The organism is Pseudomonas sp. ICBG1301 (assembly GCF_016918385.1).
GTDB lineage: Bacteria > Pseudomonadota > Gammaproteobacteria > Pseudomonadales > Pseudomonadaceae > Aquipseudomonas > Aquipseudomonas palleroniana.
Window position 1 is genome coordinate 836,587 of record NZ_JAEKGB010000001.1, and the last position, 19,512, is coordinate 856,098.

Below are 19,512 nucleotides of genomic sequence, written 5' to 3' on the forward strand. Positions count from 1 at the left end.
GCGATCGGCACAAGGAGTGGGATTTATGGATGCAGCTTCCCGGCGAGGATGGATCGCGGGTGTTATCAGCATGATGGTACTGGGCGTGGCGAACGTGCAGGCTGCCAGTTCCGTGTTGATCTGGCCGATTGACCCGGTGCTGGAGGCCGATCAACAGGCCAGCGCCCTGTGGCTGGAGAACCGCGGCACCGAGACCGCCAACCTGCAAATCCGTGTGTTTGCCTGGACCCAACAGGGTTTCGACGAGCAGTACCACAACCAGCGCGACGTGATCGGCAGCCCGCCGGTGGCGAAGATCGAGCCGGGGCAGAAGCAACTGGTGCGCCTGACCCGTACCAAAGACGTGCCGCCGGGCCAGGAGCTGGCCTATCGCATCATCATCGATGAAATCCCATCGGCCACACCCATCGCCACGCCGGCCGATGGCAAGACCGCTGCAGCGATCCGCTTCCAGATGCGTTATTCAGTGCCACTGTTCGCCTATGGGCCGGGCCTGTGGAGCAGGGACGACGGCACCCGTGATCGCGACCCGAAGGGGGCGGGCAAACCGGACTTGAGCTGGAAGAAGGTCACGGTGGGCGCACGCAGCTACGTCGAAATGCGCAACCAGGGCGCCGTGCATGCGCGTTTGACCGATGCCGCGTTCAAACAGGGCGGCCAGCCTCGGCCGCTGGTGGAGGGCTTGTTGGGCTACGTGTTGCCGGGGGCGACCATGCGCTGGCCGGTGCCGGACGGGTTACCCGTTGATCAGCCGCTACAGGTCCGCATCAATGGTGCAACGCAGCTGGAGAGCCTGGCGCCGGGGCGGTAGGGCAATGCGCTAGGGCATGGAGCAGCCCCGGATGTTAACGGATGGAGATGTCCATTGACGGACACAAAGTAGTGGTGAGCCAAGGTCAGGCTCCAGGGTTATGGCGAAGGGTGTGGGTGGGTGGCTTGTCCGGCCTGGCGCTTGCGCCGCTGGGCATGGCTGCACCGTTGCCGCCACCGCCCAGCAGCATGGAGGCCGTTGCTGATGCACAGTTGTTCCTGGAACTGGTGGTCAACCAGCAGGACACCGGCCGTGTGGTCGCGGTCAATCAGAGAGCCGGGCAGTTGTTCCTGTCGGCCTCGGTGTTGCAAGAGGTGGGCATGAAACTGCCTGCCGACGTCGGCAGCGAAATCGCGCTGGATAACCTGCCGGGCCTGCACAGCGACTACGACAGCCAGGGCCAGCGGCTGGTGCTCACCGTGCCGCCCCCCTGGTTGCCTGAGCAGTTTATCGGCAATCGCGACAACTCCCCACGCACTCCCGCGTTGACCAGCTTTGGCGCGATGCTCAACTACGACGCCTATCTGAACGACACCGATGACGCGGCTACTTACCTGGGCGTCTTCAACGAAGTGCGGCTGTTCGATACCTGGGGAACCTTGTCCAACACCGGGCAGTACCGCGCCACCATTGGTCGTGAGACCGTCGGCAGCAGCCTGGATAACGGTTACCGACGGTATGACACCACCTGGCGGTTTTCCGATGATGAACGCCTGCTGACCTACGAAGCGGGGGATGTGATCAGCGCCGCGTTGCCCTGGAGCACTTCGGTGCGCCTGGGCGGGGTGCAGGTGTCGCGGGACTTTGCGGTACGCCCGGACCTGGTGACCTACCCATTGCCGCAATTCTCGGGCGAGGCGGCGGTGCCATCGTCGGTGGATTTGTTTATCAATGGTTATAAAACCAGCAGTGCCGATTTGCAGCCGGGTCCCTACACCCTGACCAACGTGCCGTTTATCAATGGTGCTGGGGAAGCGGTGGTGGTCACCACCGACACCTTGGGCCGACAAGTCTCGACCACGGTACCCTTCTATGTCACCAGTACGCTTTTGCAACAGGGCTTGTCGGACTTTTCAGTAGCGGCGGGCAATCTGCGTCGCGACTACACCGTGCGTGATTTTGGTTATGGCCCTGGGCTGGTCAGCGCTACGTTTCGCCATGGGCTGTCCGATGCCTTCACGTTGGAAAGCCACGCGGAAGCCTCTAACGACCTGACCCTGGGCGGCGTGGGTGGCAACCTGCGAATGGGCACCTTCGGTGTGCTCAACACGGCGATCAGCCAAAGCCAGTATGACGGCAAGACCGGCCAGCAATTGAGCCTGGGCTACCAATACAGCAACCCGCTCTACAGCCTGTCGTACCAACGGGTAGAGCGCCGCGATCAATACGCCGACCTGAGCCTGATCGACACGCCTTACGCCAGCCTCAGCAAACGCAGCCAGCAGGCCACCTTGAGTCTGAACCTCAACGATTTCGGCAGCCTGGGCGTCGGTTATTTTGATGTGCAGGCGGCGGATGATTCACGCACGCGCCTGGTGAACCTGACCTGGAGCAAACCGCTGTGGCGCAACAGCAGTTTTTACCTGTCGGCCAACCATGAGGTGGGCGACAGCAGTTGGGCGGTGCAGGCGCAACTGGTGATTCCGTTCGACGTTTACGGCAGCCTCAGCGTCGGCAGTGAACGCAGCAAGACCGGGCAAAGCCTGCAACGGGTCAATTACAGCCGCGCCGTGCCGGCCGAAGGCGGGGTGGGCGTCAACCTGGGTTACGCCAGCGGTGATGGGCCGGCTTATCGTCAGGCCGACCTGACCTGGCGTTTGCAGTCGGTGCAGTTGCAGGCAGGCGTATATGGCAGCCGCGACAGCGAAACCCGTTGGGCGGATGCCAGCGGCTCACTGGTGTGGATGGACCATCAGGTGTTCGCTGCCAACCGCGTCAACGATGCATTTGTGGTGGTGAGTACCGATGGCTTCAGCGGTGTACCGGTGCGCTATGAAAACCAGGTGGTGGGCCAGACCGATCGCAACGGCCACCTGCTGGTGCCGTGGACCAGCGCGTATTACCGCGCCAAATACGAGATTGACCCGCTGAACCTGCCGGCCAGTGTGCAAGTCCCCAACGTTGAGCAACGCGTGGCCGTGCGCCGGGGCAGCGGTTATCTGCTCGAGTTCCCGATGCGTCGGGTGCTGTCGGCGAGTATCACGCTGGTCGATGCCCAGCATGCGGAACTGCCCCTGGGCAGCCAGGTACGTCACGAGCAAAGCGGCGCGCTGGCGGTGGTGGGCTGGGATGGCCTGGTGTACCTGGAAAACCTGGCGGCCCATAACACCTTGCAAGTTACCCTCGGCAATGGCCAGACGTGCCAGGCCAGGTTTGAACTGGATACCACTCGGGAACAGGTGCCGCTGATCGGGCCGCTGGTGTGCCAATGACATAAGGAGTGTGCGTGTGCGGGTCAAGGAATGGCTGTGGGGGGTGGCGAGCTTGGCCGTATCGATACCGGTGCAAGCCGCCTGTTCGGCGGTGGCCACCGTGCCGGCCAGCTTCGGCACGGCAGTCAGCTCGATGACGGTACGTACCACGTCCCAGCCCAGTTCGACCACCAACGGTGGCATCAACTGCACACCGGCGTTGCTGTCGGTACTGACGTCCGGTGATCACTTCTACGCGACCATTACCGGTTCGGCGCAAGGTGGCATGCTCGGGCCGACGGGTGATGTCATCAGCTACACGGTGTACGGCAACAACACCACCTCATTCCCGATAACGCGGGGCAGCGCATTTGATTTCGGCGGCAGTGGCGGCATTGCCGCGAACTTGGGGCTGGTGTTCGGCCCCGGCACCAAAACCTTGCCACTCTACTTTGCCACCACCGTTGGCAGTAACGTGGCGGCAGGCGTGTACAGCGAGACACTGAGTATTTTATGGAGCTGGAATTATTGCGCGGGCATTGGCATCGGCGGTATCTGCGCAGGGCGCGATATCGGCAGTGGCACCAGCACGCTGAACGTCAGCATGACCGTTGCCAATGACTGTCAGATCACCACGCCGGCGATCGCGTTCGGCAGTGCGCCGGTGGTCAGCGCCTTCACCACCGTCAACGGCCAGGCCAGTGTCGCCTGCACCAAGGGCAGCGCCTACACCGTCGGCCTCGGCGACGGGCAGAACCCGGTGAGTGTGGGCGGACGACGGCAGATGATTTCCGGCAGTAATCTCTTGGCCTACGACATTTTCCAGGGCGCCGGCACCACCCGTTGGGGCAGCGTGGGCGCGTCGCGGCGCGCCAGTGCCTCGGCGGAAATCAACCCCGGCAACGGCCTGGGCACCGGCAGCCAGGTGTTCAACTACAACGCCCGGATCTACACCGACCAAACCACGCCACCGGGTGGCACCTACCTCGACAACGTGGTGCTGGATGTAGGGTTCTAGAACTTCAGCAGCGGCGTGCCCGGCTGGTCCGCCGGCCGGACCATGGCGTAGTTGTACCCGCCGCCGGACCAATACTGCGCCTCTAAACCATCGGCACTGCGGCTGCCACGGGGCAGGAACCCGTTGTTCGGGCCGGGTGGCCGGATGTAGAAGCTGAGGCGGTGACCTTGTGCGTCCTCGTACAGCACCATGGCGGCCGCGCCTTGATCGGTCGTGAGCAGGCGCCCGCTGACCGGTTTGAAGCCCGATGGGCTGAGGTCGGGCAGGCGATGGGCGCGGTTGAAGTAACGGTCCAGCCACGCCTGCATGGCGTCGCCGTCCTGGGTCTGGTAGTCGGCCGGCATGATGCCGTCCTGGGCGAACAAGCGGAATGCTTGCATCGCATCGGCCATCGGCAACGTCGGCGCTTGCGTGGCTTCGCGGGCATGCCAGCCGCCCAGCCCGCCGAGGCTGACGGCGATCAGCAGGACGGCGGCGCTGGCGACGTGGCGGCGCGTCTGATGCTTGAGGCGCCGGCGAACCAGCGCCGGGTCCAGCTCGGGGTTGGCCGGCTGTTGCAAGGCGCCGCTCAAGGAAGCGCGCAGCAACTGCGCGTCGCGTTGCCATGCGTGCGCTTGAGCCGCGGCGTCGGGGTGGGCGGCCAGCCAGGTTTCGAGCACACGGCGGTCGCTCTCCGACAACTGGTGGTCAACATAGGCATGCATATCGCGTTCGCTGGGGGGCAGGCTGATCATTTGAGTATCCGCAGGGAAGGGCTGGCGATGTCGCCGTCACTGAGTTGGCGCAAGGCTTGGCGTGCCCGGGACAGACGCGACATCACCGTGCCGAGCGGTACGTCGAGGATGTCGGCGACTTCCTTGTAGCTCAAGCCCTCGACACTGACCCAGAGCAGCAGGGCGCGCTGTTCGGTGTTGAGCTGGTCGAAGGCTTGCAGGGTCGACTGGGCCATGACCGAGCGTTCTGCCGAAGGGTGCGCGTCGTCACGGCCGGTGAAGAATTCGAGCATGCGCGCATACCGACGGCTGCGCCGGTGAGCGTCGAGGAACTGCCGGTAGAGAATCGAGAACAGCCAGGCACGCAGGTCACCTTCGCTATGTTTATCGGCCCAGCGGGTGATTGCCCGTTCCAGGGTCGACTGCACCAGATCGTCGGCGCTGCTGGTGTTACGCGTCAGGGACACGGCAAAACGCCGCAACCTGGGGATGAGTTCACGTAACTGTTCGTCGAGTTCATGCATGGCAGTGGAAGTCTGGTCGGTTGTACTGAGGAAGACGCAGGCCCCTGTAGGTTATTCCATCAGCCGAGAAAAGAAATTCACTCTGTGTTGAGTCAGACGTTTCTGCATAGCTTGAGAGGCTGTAATCGCGGCGATTGCCGTCTCTCCACCCTTGTAACTGCCAGCACGTGGTTGGCGGTGAAACGATGAGGGTGTGTCCATGACGTTGTCACCAACCGATAAAGCGTATTTTTCACCAGAAGCATTCGCTCATTTACCCGCCGCGCAGCAGTACATGCTGGAAGAGTGGGGCCGGGGGCCGTTGGTCCCGCTGGACGATAGCTGTGTGCACCACGCCATCGAAGCTCAAGCGGCACGGGCTCCTCAGGCCATAGCTGCGGTCGGTTTGGGCCAGCCCATCAGTTATGAACAACTCAACCGCCAGGCTAACCGCTTGGCGGTGCGATTGATCGAGCAGGGGGTCAAGCGCGGCGATACGGTGGCGCTGTTCGTCGAGCGGTCGATCCCTATGTTGGTGGGGTTGCTGGCGGTGATGAAGATCGGCGCGGCGTATGTCCCCCAGGACGCCAGGATCGTGCCGCCCGTGCAACTGGCAATGGTCCTCGACACATTGACCAGCCCGGTCATATTGACCCTGTCGAACCTGAGAGGACGTATCCCTGAAACACCGACGCAGCGCTGCTTGTGTCTCGATGACTTTCTCGCCGAAGAACCCTGGGTTGCCCAGGACAATCATCGTCTATTTGCCGTTACCTACCCGGACGATCTGTGTTTTGTGCTGTTCACGTCCGGCACTACCGGGCGCCCCAACGGTGTGCGCGTCACCCATCGCAACCTATGCAATATCCTGCTCACGGAACCGGGGCGGATGGGGATGGCGCCTGGCCGCACCGTGGGGCAGATCCTCAATATCGGTTTTGACATGGCCGCCTGGGAAATGCTTGGCTGCCTGGCCCACGGTGCAACCCTGCTGATCCGTGGCAAGGACATTGCGCAAACGGCAGCACAGTGTGATGTGTTGATCGCGACACCTTCGATCCTGGCCACGCTCGATCCGCAACGTTGCCCCAGGATCAAGCAGGTCGCCGTGGCCGGCGAACCTTGCCCCCAGGCCCTGGCTGACCGCTGGGCCAGCCATTGCGATTTCTATAACGGCTGCGGGCCGACTGAAACCACCATCGTCAATACCTTGCACCGGCATGTCCCCGGCACATTGCTGACCATCGGCACACCGACGCCCAACAACACGGTGTATGTCCTCGATGCACAAGGGCGTGCCTGTGAACCAGGGCAAACCGGTGAAATGTGGGCCGGTGGCCAAGGTGTGACAGCCGGCTACCTGGACGATGCTCAACTGACTGCGCAGCGTTACCGGCCGGACCCGTTCCTGGGGGGCGATGCGAGGATGTTTCGCACGCGAGACCTGGGGCGCTGGACGCGTGACGGGCAACTTGAGCACCTGGGGCGTGTGGACGATCAAGTCAAGGTGCGCGGTTTTCGTGTGGAGCTGGATGCGGTGTCGGCTGCACTGGAAGCCGGGGAGGGATGCGTACGCGCCGTCACGCTGAAACTGGACGAGCGCAACCTGATCGCCTTCGTTTCACCGGCCAGCGCCGATATTGAATCTTGCCGGCATCAGAGCGAACAACGCTTGGCCTACTACTGCGTGCCGTCGGCGATCTATGCGCTGGAACAATTGCCCTTGACGGCCAGAGGCAAGGTCGACAAAGCGCTGTTGCTGCAATGGGCGCAACAAAGGCAGGACGTGAAGGAGGCCGGTCATGTTTGATGCACTGGCCCGAGCCCAGATTCCTCCCCAGCCGAGGTTCTGGCGGCGCCTGCGCGCGTGGTCGGTGTTTTCCTATTACAACCGTCTCTTTGCACTGGTCATCGCCTGCAATGCAGGGGTGCTGTGGCTGGGTGAGGGGGGGCAGGCCATGGGGACGCAGGCACTGTCGACGATGGTGTTGATCAACCTTTCGCTGGCGACCTTGGTGCGCCAGCAATACCTGATCAATGGGCTGTTCTGGCTGGCCACCCGCGTGCCGCTGGGATGGCCGCTGGGCATTCGGCGCCGGGTGGCAAAGGTGTATCACTTCGGCGGGCTGCACAGTGGCGGGGCAGTGGCGGCGACAGCCTGGTTCTGCGCCATGTTCGGTATGCAGGTAGCCCTGTACTTGCGCGAGCCTGGTGATGCTTCGTCAAGCGCAATGTGGCTGGGTGCGGTGTTGATGGCATTGCTGTTGTTGATGCTGATCATGGCGCTGCCTTGGATGCGTGGGCATTTTCACAACGCTTTCGAGCGTGTTCACCGGTTTGCCGGATGGGGGGTGCTGCTGCTGTTTTGGGGGCTGACACTGACGGCATCCGTCGAAGGTGGGGGGAACCCACTGTCCAGCGGTGCATTTTGGGTGCTGGTGTTACTGACCTTGAGTATCGCCCTGCCGTGGCTGCGCTTGCGCCGGGTGCCGATCGACACGCTGCGGCCTTCCCGGCATGCGGCAATTGCACAATTGACCCACACCACACCGTTTGCCGGCTCATCCACGGCGATCAGCCTGAACCCACTGCTGGAATGGCATTCCTTCGCCAATATCCCTGCGCCGGATCAGGCGGGGTTTCGCCTGATCATTTCACGGGCTGGGGACTGGACGGGGCGGTTCATTGAGCAACCGCCTGCCCAGGTCTGGGTCAAGGGCATTACCACCGCCGGGGTCGCGAATGTGGAGACGCTATTCAAGTCGGTGCTCTACGTCGCCACCGGCAGTGGCATCGGTCCGGTCATGCCGCACCTGCTGGCAGGCAACGTGCCGATACGGTTGATCTGGTCGGCCCGCAGCCCGCGCAAAACTTACGGTGACGCATTGGTGGATGAAATTCTCCGGGCACACCCCCAGGCGCTGATCTGGGATACCGATGAGCGCGGTAAACCAGACCTTGTGCAGCTGGCCTATGGCGCTGTCCAGGCTTATGGCATCGAGGCGGTCATCTGCATCGCCAACCAGAACCTGACGCAGCGTGTGGTGCAGGCGTTGGAAGCCCAAGGGATACCCGCTTATGGCGCGATCTGGGATTCCTGAGAGCGTGGGGTCGTTGAAGATTATCAATCAGTGGAGGTGCTTATGAATGTATTGGTCGAGCGTCATGGCCGAGTGATTCTGGTCAGGCTCAATCGCCTTGAAGTCAAAAATGCGCTGAGTTCGGCGCTGATGACCGAACTGGTTTCTTGTCTGGAAACCCTTGACCGAGATCCTGAGGTGGGCTGTTTTGTGATCACCGGCGGCACGGACTATTTTGCCGCGGGTGCCGACATCAAGGAGATGAGTGGCAAGTCCTATCTGGAGATGCTCAACGAAGACTATTTCGTCGGCTGGGAAGCGTTCACCCGGCTGCGTACGCCCACCATCGCCGCAGTCGCCGGATACGCTTTTGGTGGCGGGTGTGAACTGGCGTTGATGTGCGACATGATTTTTGCCGCCGACACCGCCACGTTTGCCCAGCCTGAAATCAAGCTCGGCGTGATGCCTGGCATGGGCGCCACCCAGCGTTTGACAGGGTTGATCGGCAAGGCCAAGACCATGGACCTGATATTGACTGGCCGGCCGATGACGGCCCAGGAGGCCGAGCAGGCTGGGTTGGTGTCGCGTGTTTATCCGTCGGCGGCTTTGTTGGAGCAGGCGCTGGCGGTGGCTGCACAGATCGCCGGATTTTCTCGCACGGCTACCCGGGCGGCGCGAGAGGCTGTGGAGCAATCCCTTGAGGTGGGATTGCACGAGGGCGTGCGGCTGGAGCGCCGATTGTTCCACGGCCTGTTCGCCACGCCGGACCAGCAGGAGGGCATGCAGGCGTTCTTGGGCAAGCGCACGGCTTCCTTTAACCAGAGGTAGAAGGGCGGCGCATCTACTTTGAAAATAACTACAGTAAAAGGGGAATAAACCTACATGGGATTCGTCTCATAGCTCATTTCCCCTACGGCTACGTGCCCTGGAGCTTTTCATGGTAGATCATTCATCACCGCCACGGCCGCCACTCAGTACAGCCAGTCTGGTCGTCAGGCTGGCGTGTATTGGTGGTGTGGTGGCGGTTATGGCTGGGGCGTTTGCCTACGTCAATGGCACCCTCGACCCCCAGCGCCTGCGCCCCAAGACCTTGGTCAATGCCTTGGAAACCAATAACGGCCAGCACCCGGGCTTGCGGCGCAATCATGCCAAGGGCGTGTGCGTAGCCGGTTATTTCGAAAGCAGCCCTGAGGTGCGTGCCTACTCCAGCGCCGAGGTATTCAGCGCGGCGAAAACCCCGGTGATTGGACGGTTTGCCCTGCCCAGCGGTAACCCTTATGCGCCGGACAGCAGCGTGCCGATCCGCAGTCTGGCCTTGCAGTTCAGCCAGGCCAACGGCCAGCAATGGCGCACGGGCATGAACAGCATGCCGGTGTTCCCGGTGGGCACGCCCGAGGCGTTTTACCAGTTGCTGAAGGCCGGCGCGCCGGACCCGGCCACCGGCAAGCCGAATCCTGCGAGCATGCCCGCTTTTTTTGCCGCACACCCGGAGACGGCGCCGTTCCTGGCGTGGGTCAAGACCGCCAAGCCGTCGGCCAGCTATGCCACGCAAACCTATAACGGCATCAATGCGTTTTACCTGGTAGGCACTGATGGCAAGCGCCAGGCCGTACGCTGGGGCGTGGTGCCGCAGAGCCAGGACGCAAGTGGTGACAGCGCGCCGCCGGGCAGCGATTTCCTGGAAACAGACTTGGTGCAGCGGTTGGCGGCCGGGCCGCTGCGTTGGCAATTGAACATGACCCTGGCCAACCCCGGCGACCCGGTGGACGACGCCAGCAAGCCCTGGACCGGTGAGCACAAGGTGCTCAACGCCGGCACCCTGGTGCTGCAAAGCAGCCAGCCCCAGGCGGACGGTGATTGCCGTGATATCAACTTCGACCCGCTGATTCTGCCCAGTGGCATCGAAGCCTCCAACGACCCATTGCTGGCTGCCCGTTCGGCCGCTTACGCCAGTTCCTACCTGCGCCGCGCGGGTGAAGTCAGCCCACTGCACAGCGCCCCACAGGAGTCGAAGCCATGAATGCTCAACCCAGGTTTTTCGCACCGCTGGCGCGTCTGCTGCATTGGTTGATGGCGCTGATGATCATCGCCATGTTGTTTATCGGCGCGGGCATGGTGGCATCCGTGTCGGAACGTCACGAGTGGCTGATTCACCTGCACAAGCCGCTGGGTATCGCGATTCTGGCGCTGGTGATCGTGCGCCTGGTGGTGCGTTTCTCGACCCGGCAACCGCCGCTGCCCGCCGATTTGCCACTGTGGCAAGTCTTGGCGGCCAAGGCGTCCCACCTGGTGCTGTACGCATTGATGCTGGTGTTGCCCTTGTTGGGCTGGGCAATGATTTCGGCGGCCGGCGATCCGGTGATGCTCAGCAGTTCGGTACAACTGCCGGCACTGGTTGGGGCGAACGCGCCATTGTTTGCGCTGTTGCGCAAGGCCCATGGTTATCTCGCTTACCTGTTGTTCCTGACGGTGCTGTTGCACCTGGCTGCGGCGTTGTTCCACGGCCTGATCCGGCGCGATGGTGTATTGCAAAGCATGACCGGCACCAAGGGCTGATGCCGGGGGCGGGGAGGTTAGCGCAGCGCCGTGACGATATCGGCCACGGTGCTCAAGACGTCCTTGCCCAATTGCTTGGAGCGCTCGCCTGACCAGCCGGTTTTCGGGTTGGGCGCGTCGTCGTTGTCCTTGAAGGGCATCTCCAGGGTCAGCGACAGGCAGTCGTACTTCTCGCCGACGGCATTGCAGGCCAGCGTCATGTTGGCCTCGCCCGGCAGGTCGCGGGTGTAGCCGTGGGTGGTCTGGAAGTCGCGGGTCAACCCACTCAAGTGGCTGCGGAAGTGTTTTTCCAGTTTCTCGATACGCGGGGTGTAGCCAGGGTTGCCTTCGCAGCCGGCGGTGAACACGTAGGGGATTTCCTCGTCGCCGTGGATATCGAGGAACAGGTCGACGCCATACTTTTCCATCTGCTGCTGGGCGAACAGCACTTCGGGGCTGGTTTCCTGATTGGCGCTCTGCCAGGCACGGTTGAGGTCCTGGCCCATGGCATTGGTACGTAGATGCCCATGGAAGGCGCCATCGGGGTTCATGTTCGGTATCAGGTACAGGTCGGCGACGGACAGCAGTTTTTTCAGCTCGGTATCACCGTCCTGTTGCAGGCGTTCGATGATGCCTTCCATAAACCATTCGGCCATGTGCTCGCCGGGGTGTTGCTGCGCGATGATCCAGACTTTGCGTCGGCCTTCGCCACCCTTGCCACGGCGTAGCAATTGGATATCGCGGCCCTCGACACTTTTGCCGGTAGCGAGCAACTCAGTGCCGGCGCGATTCAGGGCCTGGTCGATCAGCCAGTCATGGCGTTCACGGCTGTAGGGTTCGAAGTAGGCGAACCACACTTGTTTCTCGCGAGTCTGGAGGCTGATGTGCAGGATTTCGCCATCAAAGCGCGTGGGCACGCGAAACCAGTTGATATGGTCGTACGAAGCCACGGCGTTATAGCCGCTCCAGGCATGTTTATAAGAGGAGCGGCCCGCATTGCTCAGGCGGAAGGTGTGGGTGTGCCCCACATGCATGCCTTCAGCCTTGAAGTGGAACCATTGGAAGTGCGGGCTGCGGGTATCGGGTTTGATCGCCAGCAGCAACTGATAAGCGTCGCTGGCATCCAGGACCTGGATATTGCCGCTGTCGAAGTCGGTGCTGATCTTGATGGAGGTCAAGGCCACGGTCATAGTCTGGCTGCCTGATTATGAGTTGTTGTGGCGGATATCTTACACAGGCGCGAGGAAAAATCTGGATGCAAAATTGTTGCAGGGGGAGGGGGCGTCATCCTTGACGCTCTGGCAGCTTAGAATCTATGAGATTGATTCTCAAGCGCTATTTCTCAAAGATACGGGCTAGAGCGTTCATGCGACTTTCTTTGGTTGATGCTCTTTTGCTACCATGCGCGCCATCAAGCAACACACAGTCTTCATTAGCCTGAAGCCATGCCAGGGAAACTGGCAAAAAAAAGACCCGGCCAAAGAGCCGGGTCAAAAACCGTGATTAGCCTGATGAGGAGATATTCCAAGAGTCCGACCTAAGGTCCCTTGGTCTATCGACTGATCTCGCGATCAGCTGAGTCCAATAATAATCATTATCATTTGCAAGTCAAATGTTTTTATCCGTCGGATAGAAATATTTTTCCCGCGTGCCCGTCATGCCTGTGACGGCGGCACCGATGCCTGCAGCGACCGTTCCACCATCGCTTTGGCCATATCAATCAAATACACCACTGAAAATGCCAGGTCCCGTTGGTTGCCCTGATGGTTGCTCGCCGATTCGTAGGCCGTGGCTGCCGCGCTGCGCAACAGGTCTGAAGCGTGGACCAGGGCTTCCTCCTGGCTGATGCCGGGGTGGATGGCGAACAAGGCCTCTTCCGGCATCGATGCAGACATATCTTCTTTCAAGTAGAAGTCCAACGCGCGCTGGGCCGCGCCGCTGCTGCGCATGCCGTGCAGTTCGTCGTATTCAGGTGTTTGAGCGAGTAAAGACGGGCTGTTCATCATAAGGGGCGCTACTCTGAGTGGGTGTCGAAAACCTTATGTTCGATGATAGTACGTATCGTATTTATGTCGTTTTATGGATTACTACAAACTGTTTATTGCCCTGGAAAATACGCAACGTATTGTCAGGCGCCATGGATAAATGGATAGCGCTGGTCAGAACCCACATGAAAGACCGCAAGGTCACGCAGGATCAATTGGCCGAGCGCCTGGGCATGTCCCAGGGGGGCGTTGGCCATTGGCTGAATAAACGCCGCGTGCCCAGCCTGGCGGACATGAACCGGGTGCTGAAGGAGCTCGGCTTGGGATACCTGGAAGTCGCGCTTGAGGTTCGTGAACGAATCGATGAGGGGGCAGAGGCCCACGAGCAACGCTACAACCCGTATTTCCGCTACCCGGTCAGCGACTGGAAAGGGCTCTGTGAAACGCGCGAAGAGCGCGGCACCTACGCAACTGCGCGCTTTGAACCGACCGATTACCACGCCCAGGGCGAGGCATTCTGGCTACCCGTGATGGGGGACGCCATGACGGCGCCCAGCGGTCTGAGCATCGGCGCCGGCATGCTGATCCTGGTGGACCCGGCCATCGACGCCGCACCTGGCAAGCTGGTGCTAGCCCAGTGGGCCGACAGCGCCCAAGCGACCTTTCGCCAGTTGCAGGAAGAGAGCGGCCAGCTCTACCTGGTACCGCTCAATCCCACTTACCCCAAGCAGGTATTCAGCGACGATTGCCGAATCCTCGGCGTCGTGGTGCAAGCCACCGCGAAGTTTTAGTCCGCCGTTTCCAGCTCCACCAAGGCACTGCCTTCGGCAACCATTTCACCTTCCTGGCAAAACAGCGCCTTGACCACCCCGGCCTGGGGGGCACGGATGCTGTGTTCCATCTTCATCGCCTCCAGCACCACCAACTGCACCCCGGCTTCCACACTTTGCCCGACGTCCACCAGCACCCGCACGATACTGCCGTTCATGGGCGCCGTGAGGCCGCCTTGATGCGACTGGTTGGCCTCGACCGCCGCAATCGGGTCAAACAGGCTTACCGCATGCATCTCACCGCCCCAGCGCAGATACAGCAGCGCCCCCTGGCGCACCGCCAGATGGCTGCGACGCACGCCGTGCTGTTCGGTCAGCAACTGCTCATCGCGCCACTGCGATGTGCTGTCCGCCAGCGTCACCAGCCGGTCTTGCCCGCCGCTGCTCAAATGCAGGGAGACCTCGGCCGGCAGCCCGGCGCGGAACCCGCGTGTGTCCGCCCAGGGGCCATCGGCGGTCGGCAGGCTCTGCATGAAGGCCGAGCCTGCCATCTGCCAGAACTCATCGCACAAGGCGCCGGGCGGCGGCAACAGCTCATCCTGATAGCGCGGAATAAACCCGGTATCCAACTCTGCCGCCGCAAACGCCGGATGCCCGATGATCCGCCGCAGAAAACCCAGGTTGGTCTTGAGCCCGCCAACGGCGAACTCATCGAGCATGCTCAATAACCGCAGCCGTGCCTGTTCGCGGTCTTCGCCCCAGGCAATCAGCTTGCCCAGCATCGGGTCGTAGAATGGCGAGACACTGTCCCCCTGGGCAACGCCGCTGTCCACGCGGCGACCAGGGCCCGGCGCCGACTCGCGATACAGCGCCAGATGCCCGGTGGCCGGCAGGAAATCATTGGCCGGGTCTTCGGCATACAGGCGCACTTCAATCGCATGGCCGATCAACGGCACCTGCTCCTGGGTGATCGGCAGTGGTTCGCCCTGGGCGACACGGATCTGCCAGGCCACCAGGTCAAGGCCGGTAATCGCCTCGGTGACCGGGTGTTCCACCTGCAGCCGTGTGTTCATCTCCATGAAGAAAAACTCGCCGCGCGCGTCCAGCAAGAACTCCACGGTGCCCGCGCCCACATAACCGATGGCCTGGGCCGCACGCACGGCGGCTTCACCCATGGCTTTGCGTTGTTCCACGCTCAAGCCGGGGGCGGGTGCTTCCTCCACGACTTTTTGATGCCGACGCTGAATCGAGCAGTCGCGCTCATTGAGGTACAGGCAGTGGCCCTGCTGATCGGCAAACACCTGGATTTCCACATGGCGTGGCTTGAGCAGGTACTTCTCCACCAGCATCTGCCCATTGCCGAAGGACGATAGCGCTTCGCGCTGGGCGGAAGCCAAGGCTTCGGCCAGTTGGCTGACGTCCTCGACCACCTTCATGCCCTTGCCGCCGCCACCGGCCGTGGCCTTGAGCAGCACCGGGTAGCCGATGCGTTCGCAGGCGCTGCGGAAGGTCTCCAGGTCCTGGGCCTCGCCGTGATAACCCGGTACCAGCGGCACGCCCGCGGTTTCCATCAGTGCCTTGGCCGCCGACTTGCTGCCCATGGCGTCGATGGCCGAGGCGGGCGGGCCGAGGAAGATCAAACCAGCCGCTTCAATCGCACGCGCAAAGCCGGCGTTTTCCGAGAGGAAGCCGTAGCCGGGATGAATCGCCTGGGCGCCGCTGGCCTGGGCGGCGGCGATCAGTTTGTCGATTTGCAGGTAGCTGTCGGTCGCTTTGCTGCCACCCAGGTCAACGCGAATGTCTGCCTCGCGACTGTGGCGTGCATCGCGATCGGTGGCGCTGTGTACGGCCACGGTGGTCAGGCCCATGGCTTTGGCCGTGCGCATCACGCGACAGGCAATTTCGCCACGGTTGGCGACCAGTACGGTGGTCAGCTTGCTCATGAACGTGGCTCCTGCGCTTGCCAGCTGGGCGGGCGTTTTTGCAGGAAGGCGCGCAAGCCTTCCTGGCCTTCGGCGCTGACACGAATCCGCGCAATGGCATTTTCGCAATAGCGGCGCAGGGCCGGGGTGAGCGCGCCGTTGCCGACTTCGCGCAGCAAATCCTTGCTGGCGCGCATCGCGGCCGGGCTGTTTTGCAGCAGGTTGGCGACCCACTGTTCGACTTGCAGGTCCAGCTCAGTGGCGGGGTAGCTTTCCGCCAACAGGCCGATTTCCCGTGCGCGCTGGCCGCCAAAGCGCTCGGCAGTCAAGGCATAGCGGCGCGCCGCGCGTTCGCCGATGGCTTGCACCACAAACGGGCTGATCACGGCCGGGGCCAGGCCGATGCGCACTTCCGACAAGCAAAACTGCGCATCATCGGCGCCAATCGCCATATCGCAGCAACTGATCAGGCCCAGGGCGCCGCCATAAGCCGCGCCTTGCACCACCGCCAGGGTCGGGATCTTCAGCTTGGCCAGGTTGTACATCAACTCGGCCAGCTCGCGAGCGTCGTCCAGGTTGGTGTGGTAGTCCAGCTCGGCCGATTGTTGCATCCAGGCCAGGTCGGCACCGGCGCTGAAGTGTTTGCCGCGCCCGCGCAGCACCAGAAAGCGCAGGGACGGGTCGGCCTGTACCTGGTCGAGGGCGATGATCAATTCACGGATCATCTCGGCATTGAACGCGTTGTTCTTGGTCTCACGACTGAGCCACAGGGTGGCGAAACCACGCGTGTCGGTGACCAGTTCGAGGGTGTTGAAGTCGCTCATGGGGTACAGCTCCATTTACATGCGGAACACGCCGAAGCGGCTCGGCTCGATGGGGGCGTTCAGCGCGGCGGACAAGGCCAGGGCCAGCACGTCGCGGGTCTGCAACGGGTCGATGACACCGTCGTCCCACAGGCGTGCGCTGGAGTAGTAGGGGTGGCCCTGAGTCTCGTACTGGTCGAGGATCGGCTGCTTGATCGCCGCCTCTTCCTCGGCACTGAACCCTGTGCCCGCACGTTCGGCTTGTTCGCGCTTGACCTGCACCAGCACGCCGGCCGCCTGTTCGGCACCCATCACGCCAATGCGTGCGTTCGGCCACATCCACAGGAAGCGTGGGTCGTAGGCTCGGCCGCACATACCGTAATTACCCGCACCAAAACTGCCGCCGATGATGACCGTGAACTTCGGCACCTTGGCGCAGGCCACTGCCGTGACCAGCTTGGCGCCATGTTTGGCGATACCGCCGGCCTCATACTTCTGGCCGACCATGAACCCGGTGATGTTCTGCAGGAATACCAGTGGAATCCCGCGCTGGCAGGCCAGTTCGATAAAGTGCGCGCCTTTTTGCGCGGCTTCGGCGAACAAGATGCCGTTATTGGCCAGGATCGCAACCGGGTAGCCCTGCAGGTGCGCAAAACCGCACACCAGTGTGGTGCCGAACAGTGCCTTGAATTCATCGAACACCGAGCCGTCGACCAGCCGTGCGATGACCTCGCGGACATCGAACGGTTGCTTGGCATCGGCCGGGATCACGCCGTAGAGTTCTTCGCCGCTGTACAGCGGCGCCTCGGGCGGCCGTTGCCGCAACTCACCCTGCTTGCGCCAGTTGAGGTTGGCCACACTGCGGCGGGCCAGGGCCAGGGCGTGTTCATCGCTGTCGGCATAGTGGTCGGCCACGCCGGAGATTTTGCAGTGCACGTCCGCGCCGCCAAGGTCTTCGGCGCTGACCACTTCGCCGGTAGCGGCTTTCACCAGCGGCGGGCCGGCGAGGAAGATGGTGGCTTGCTGACGCACCATGATTGCTTCGTCCGCCATGGCGGGCACATAGGCACCGCCTGCGGTGCATGAGCCCATGACCACGGCGATCTGCGGAATGCCCTGGGCGCTCATGTTCGCCTGGTTGAAGAAGATCCGCCCAAAGTGCTCGCGGTCAGGGAACACTTCATCCTGACGCGGCAAGTTGGCGCCACCGGAGTCCACCAGGTAGATGCACGGCAGGCGGTTCTGCTCGGCGATGGTCTGGGCGCGCAGGTGTTTTTTGACGGTGAGCGGGTAGTAGGAGCCGCCTTTCACCGTGGCGTCGTTGGCGACGATCATGCATTCGACGCCTTCCACGCGGCCGATCCCGGCAATCACCCCGGCGGCCGGCACGTCTTCACCGTAGACCTGGTGAGCGGCCAACTGGCTGAGTTCCAGAAACGGCGAGCCGGGATCCAGCAGGCGGTTGATGCGCTCACGCGGCAGCAGTTTGCCGCGTGAGGTGTGCCGCTCCTGGGCCTTGGCGCCGCCGCCTTGCTGTACTTGAGCAAGCAAGGCGTGGAGGGCGTCGACTTGTTCGCGCATCGCCCTGCTGTTGGCGGCGAACTCCGCCGAGCGCGGGTTGAGCTGGGTGTGCAAGGTGGCCATGGCGTGCTCCCTCAGCGCGTTTCGTTGAAGAGTTCGCGACCGATCAGCATCCGGCGAATTTCGCTGGTGCCGGCGCCGATTTCATACAGCTTGGCGTCACGCAACAGGCGTCCGGCAGGGAACTCATTGATGTAGCCATTGCCGCCGAGAATCTGGATGGCATCGAGGGCCATCTGCGTGGCGCGTTCGGAACTGAACAGGATCACCCCGGCAGCGTCCTTGCGCGTGGTTTCGCCGCGCTCGCAGGCCTGGGCGACCGCGTACAGGTAAGCGCGGCAGGCGTTGAGTTGGGTGTACATGTCGGCGACCTTGCCCTGGATCAGCTGGAACTCACCGATGCTCTGGCCGAACTGCTTGCGGTCGTGGATATACGGCACGATTAGGTCCATGCAGGCTTGCATGATGCCAATCGGGCCGCCCGCCAGGACCACACGTTCATAGTCCAGGCCGCTCATCAGCACTTTGACACCGCCATTGAGCGTACCGAGGATATTTTCTTCGGGCACCTCGACGTCATCGAAGAACAGCTCGCAGGTGTTGGAGCCGCGCATGCCCAGCTTGTCGAACTTGTTGCTGCGGCTGAAGCCTTTCCAGTCGCGCTCGACAATAAACGCAGTGATGCCATGGGCGCCTTTTTCCAGGTCGGTCTTGGCGTAGATCACATAGGTGTGGGCGTCCGGGCCGTTGGTGATCCAGGTCTTGCTGCCGTTAAGCACGTAGTGATCGCCGCGTTTGTCGGCGCGCAGCTTCATCGAGACCACATCGGAGCCGGCATTCGGCTCACTCATGGCCAGTGCGCCGATATGTTCGCCGCTGATCAGCTGGGGCAGGTACTTGAGTTTCTGCGCGTGGCTGCCGTTGCGGTTGATCTGGTTGACGCAGAGATTGGAGTGGGCGCCGTAGGACAAGCCGACCGAAGCCGAAGCGCGGCTGATCTCTTCAATTGCCACCACGTGGGCCAGGTAACCCAGGCCGGCGCCGCCATATTCTTCCGCGACGGTGATGCCCAGCAGGCCCATGTCACCGAACTTGCGCCACATATCGGCGGGGAACAGGTTGTCGCTGTCGATCTGTGCCGCGCGCGGTGCCAGCTCCTTGGCCACGAAGGACTGCACTTGATCGCGCAGCATGTCGATGGTTTCGCCGAGGGCGAAGTTAAGGGACGGGTAACTCATGGACAGGCACCTTAATGTGAGCTTTGTTGTTGTGTGGGTTGAGCGCCAGGGGAGGTCGCTAACCTTTACGTTAACGTAAGCTTGCCTTGCGACGCTGTCAATCGTAGTTTACGTTTACGTCAACCTACAAAAAAGACAACAG

The 19,512-nt window shown here is 62.1% G+C and carries 17 protein-coding genes; 9 read left to right on the plus strand and 8 right to left on the minus strand.

Going from position 1 to position 19,512, the window contains the following annotated elements; translation table 11 throughout:
* The first annotated feature begins 25 nt into the window (after positions 1–25).
* From JBE38_RS03865 to JBE38_RS03875, 3 genes are read left to right on the plus strand one after another with little or no spacing between them, the layout of a single operon-like run.
* A complete protein-coding gene (locus JBE38_RS03865) occupies positions 26–811 on the plus strand; it encodes a fimbrial biogenesis chaperone (RefSeq protein WP_090370121.1) in 786 nt (261 codons plus the stop codon).
* A 41-nt stretch (positions 812–852) separates the two neighbouring features.
* The gene (locus JBE38_RS03870; RefSeq protein ID WP_205343611.1) at positions 853–3,243 is read left to right on the plus strand and encodes a fimbria/pilus outer membrane usher protein; all 2,391 of its coding nucleotides are present in this window, start codon (positions 853–855) and stop codon (positions 3,241–3,243) included.
* Between the two features lie 16 nt (positions 3,244–3,259).
* A complete protein-coding gene (locus JBE38_RS03875; protein ID WP_199777920.1) occupies positions 3,260–4,240 on the plus strand; it encodes a Csu type fimbrial protein in 981 nt (326 codons plus the stop codon).
* On the opposite strand, the gene JBE38_RS03880 is transcribed toward JBE38_RS03875, so the two are convergent.
* Together JBE38_RS03880 and JBE38_RS03885 are read right to left on the minus strand one after the other, a co-directional pair.
* Positions 4,237–4,974, minus strand: a complete 738-nt coding sequence (locus JBE38_RS03880; protein WP_205343612.1) for an anti-sigma factor family protein — start codon at positions 4,972–4,974, stop codon at positions 4,237–4,239. The two genes, JBE38_RS03875 and JBE38_RS03880, sit on opposite strands and share 4 nt — an antisense overlap.
* Entirely contained in the window at positions 4,971–5,477 is a 507-nt protein-coding gene (locus JBE38_RS03885; RefSeq protein WP_205343613.1) for a sigma-70 family RNA polymerase sigma factor, read from the minus strand. The genes JBE38_RS03880 and JBE38_RS03885 overlap by 4 nt, the downstream gene beginning before the upstream one ends.
* A gap of 199 nt (positions 5,478–5,676) precedes the next feature.
* Between JBE38_RS03885 and JBE38_RS03890 the strand changes: the two genes are divergently transcribed.
* From JBE38_RS03890 to JBE38_RS03910, 5 genes are all read left to right on the plus strand, one after another.
* Entirely contained in the window at positions 5,677–7,266 is a 1,590-nt protein-coding gene (locus tag JBE38_RS03890) for an amino acid adenylation domain-containing protein (RefSeq protein ID WP_205343614.1), read from the plus strand.
* The gene (locus JBE38_RS03895) at positions 7,259–8,557 is read left to right on the plus strand and encodes a hypothetical protein (protein ID WP_205343615.1); all 1,299 of its coding nucleotides are present in this window, start codon (positions 7,259–7,261) and stop codon (positions 8,555–8,557) included. Before JBE38_RS03890 ends, JBE38_RS03895 begins: the two co-directional genes overlap by 8 nt.
* A gap of 42 nt (positions 8,558–8,599) precedes the next feature.
* Entirely contained in the window at positions 8,600–9,364 is a 765-nt protein-coding gene (locus tag JBE38_RS03900) for an enoyl-CoA hydratase-related protein (protein ID WP_205343616.1), read from the plus strand.
* Positions 9,365–9,473: 109 nt separating this feature from the next.
* Entirely contained in the window at positions 9,474–10,556 is a 1,083-nt protein-coding gene (locus JBE38_RS03905; protein ID WP_205343617.1) for a catalase family peroxidase, read from the plus strand.
* Complete coding sequence (locus JBE38_RS03910; RefSeq protein ID WP_060756733.1) at positions 10,553–11,092, plus strand: cytochrome b; 540 nt, start codon at positions 10,553–10,555, stop codon at positions 11,090–11,092. The genes JBE38_RS03905 and JBE38_RS03910 overlap by 4 nt, the downstream gene beginning before the upstream one ends.
* 17 nt (positions 11,093–11,109) lie before the next feature.
* Here JBE38_RS03910 and JBE38_RS03915 read toward each other — a convergent pair whose 3' ends face one another.
* Entirely contained in the window at positions 11,110–12,261 is a 1,152-nt protein-coding gene (locus JBE38_RS03915; protein WP_205343618.1) for a M14 family metallopeptidase, read from the minus strand.
* 465 nt (positions 12,262–12,726) lie between these two features.
* Positions 12,727–13,077, minus strand: coding sequence for a DUF6124 family protein (locus JBE38_RS03920; protein WP_205343619.1), 351 nt, complete (start codon positions 13,075–13,077; stop codon positions 12,727–12,729).
* A gap of 131 nt (positions 13,078–13,208) precedes the next feature.
* On the opposite strand from JBE38_RS03920, the gene JBE38_RS03925 reads away from it, so the two are divergent.
* Complete coding sequence (locus tag JBE38_RS03925) at positions 13,209–13,847, plus strand: LexA family protein (protein ID WP_090370142.1); 639 nt, start codon at positions 13,209–13,211, stop codon at positions 13,845–13,847.
* Here JBE38_RS03925 and JBE38_RS03930 read toward each other — a convergent pair.
* The 4 genes from JBE38_RS03930 to JBE38_RS03945 are packed head-to-tail and all read right to left on the minus strand — an operon-like array spanning position 13,844 to position 19,370.
* On the minus strand, positions 13,844–15,769 hold the full coding sequence (locus tag JBE38_RS03930; protein ID WP_205343620.1) for an acetyl/propionyl/methylcrotonyl-CoA carboxylase subunit alpha: 1,926 nt from the start codon (positions 15,767–15,769) through the stop codon (positions 13,844–13,846). The two genes, JBE38_RS03925 and JBE38_RS03930, sit on opposite strands and share 4 nt — an antisense overlap.
* A complete protein-coding gene (locus JBE38_RS03935) occupies positions 15,766–16,572 on the minus strand; it encodes a gamma-carboxygeranoyl-CoA hydratase (RefSeq protein ID WP_090370146.1) in 807 nt (268 codons plus the stop codon). Before JBE38_RS03935 ends, JBE38_RS03930 begins: the two co-directional genes overlap by 4 nt.
* Positions 16,573–16,587: 15 nt before the next feature.
* On the minus strand, positions 16,588–18,195 hold the full coding sequence (locus JBE38_RS03940) for a carboxyl transferase domain-containing protein (protein WP_060756727.1): 1,608 nt from the start codon (positions 18,193–18,195) through the stop codon (positions 16,588–16,590).
* An 11-nt stretch (positions 18,196–18,206) separates the two neighbouring features.
* Positions 18,207–19,370, minus strand: coding sequence for an isovaleryl-CoA dehydrogenase (locus JBE38_RS03945; protein WP_104994175.1), 1,164 nt, complete (start codon positions 19,368–19,370; stop codon positions 18,207–18,209).
* Positions 19,371–19,512 lie beyond the last annotated feature (142 nt).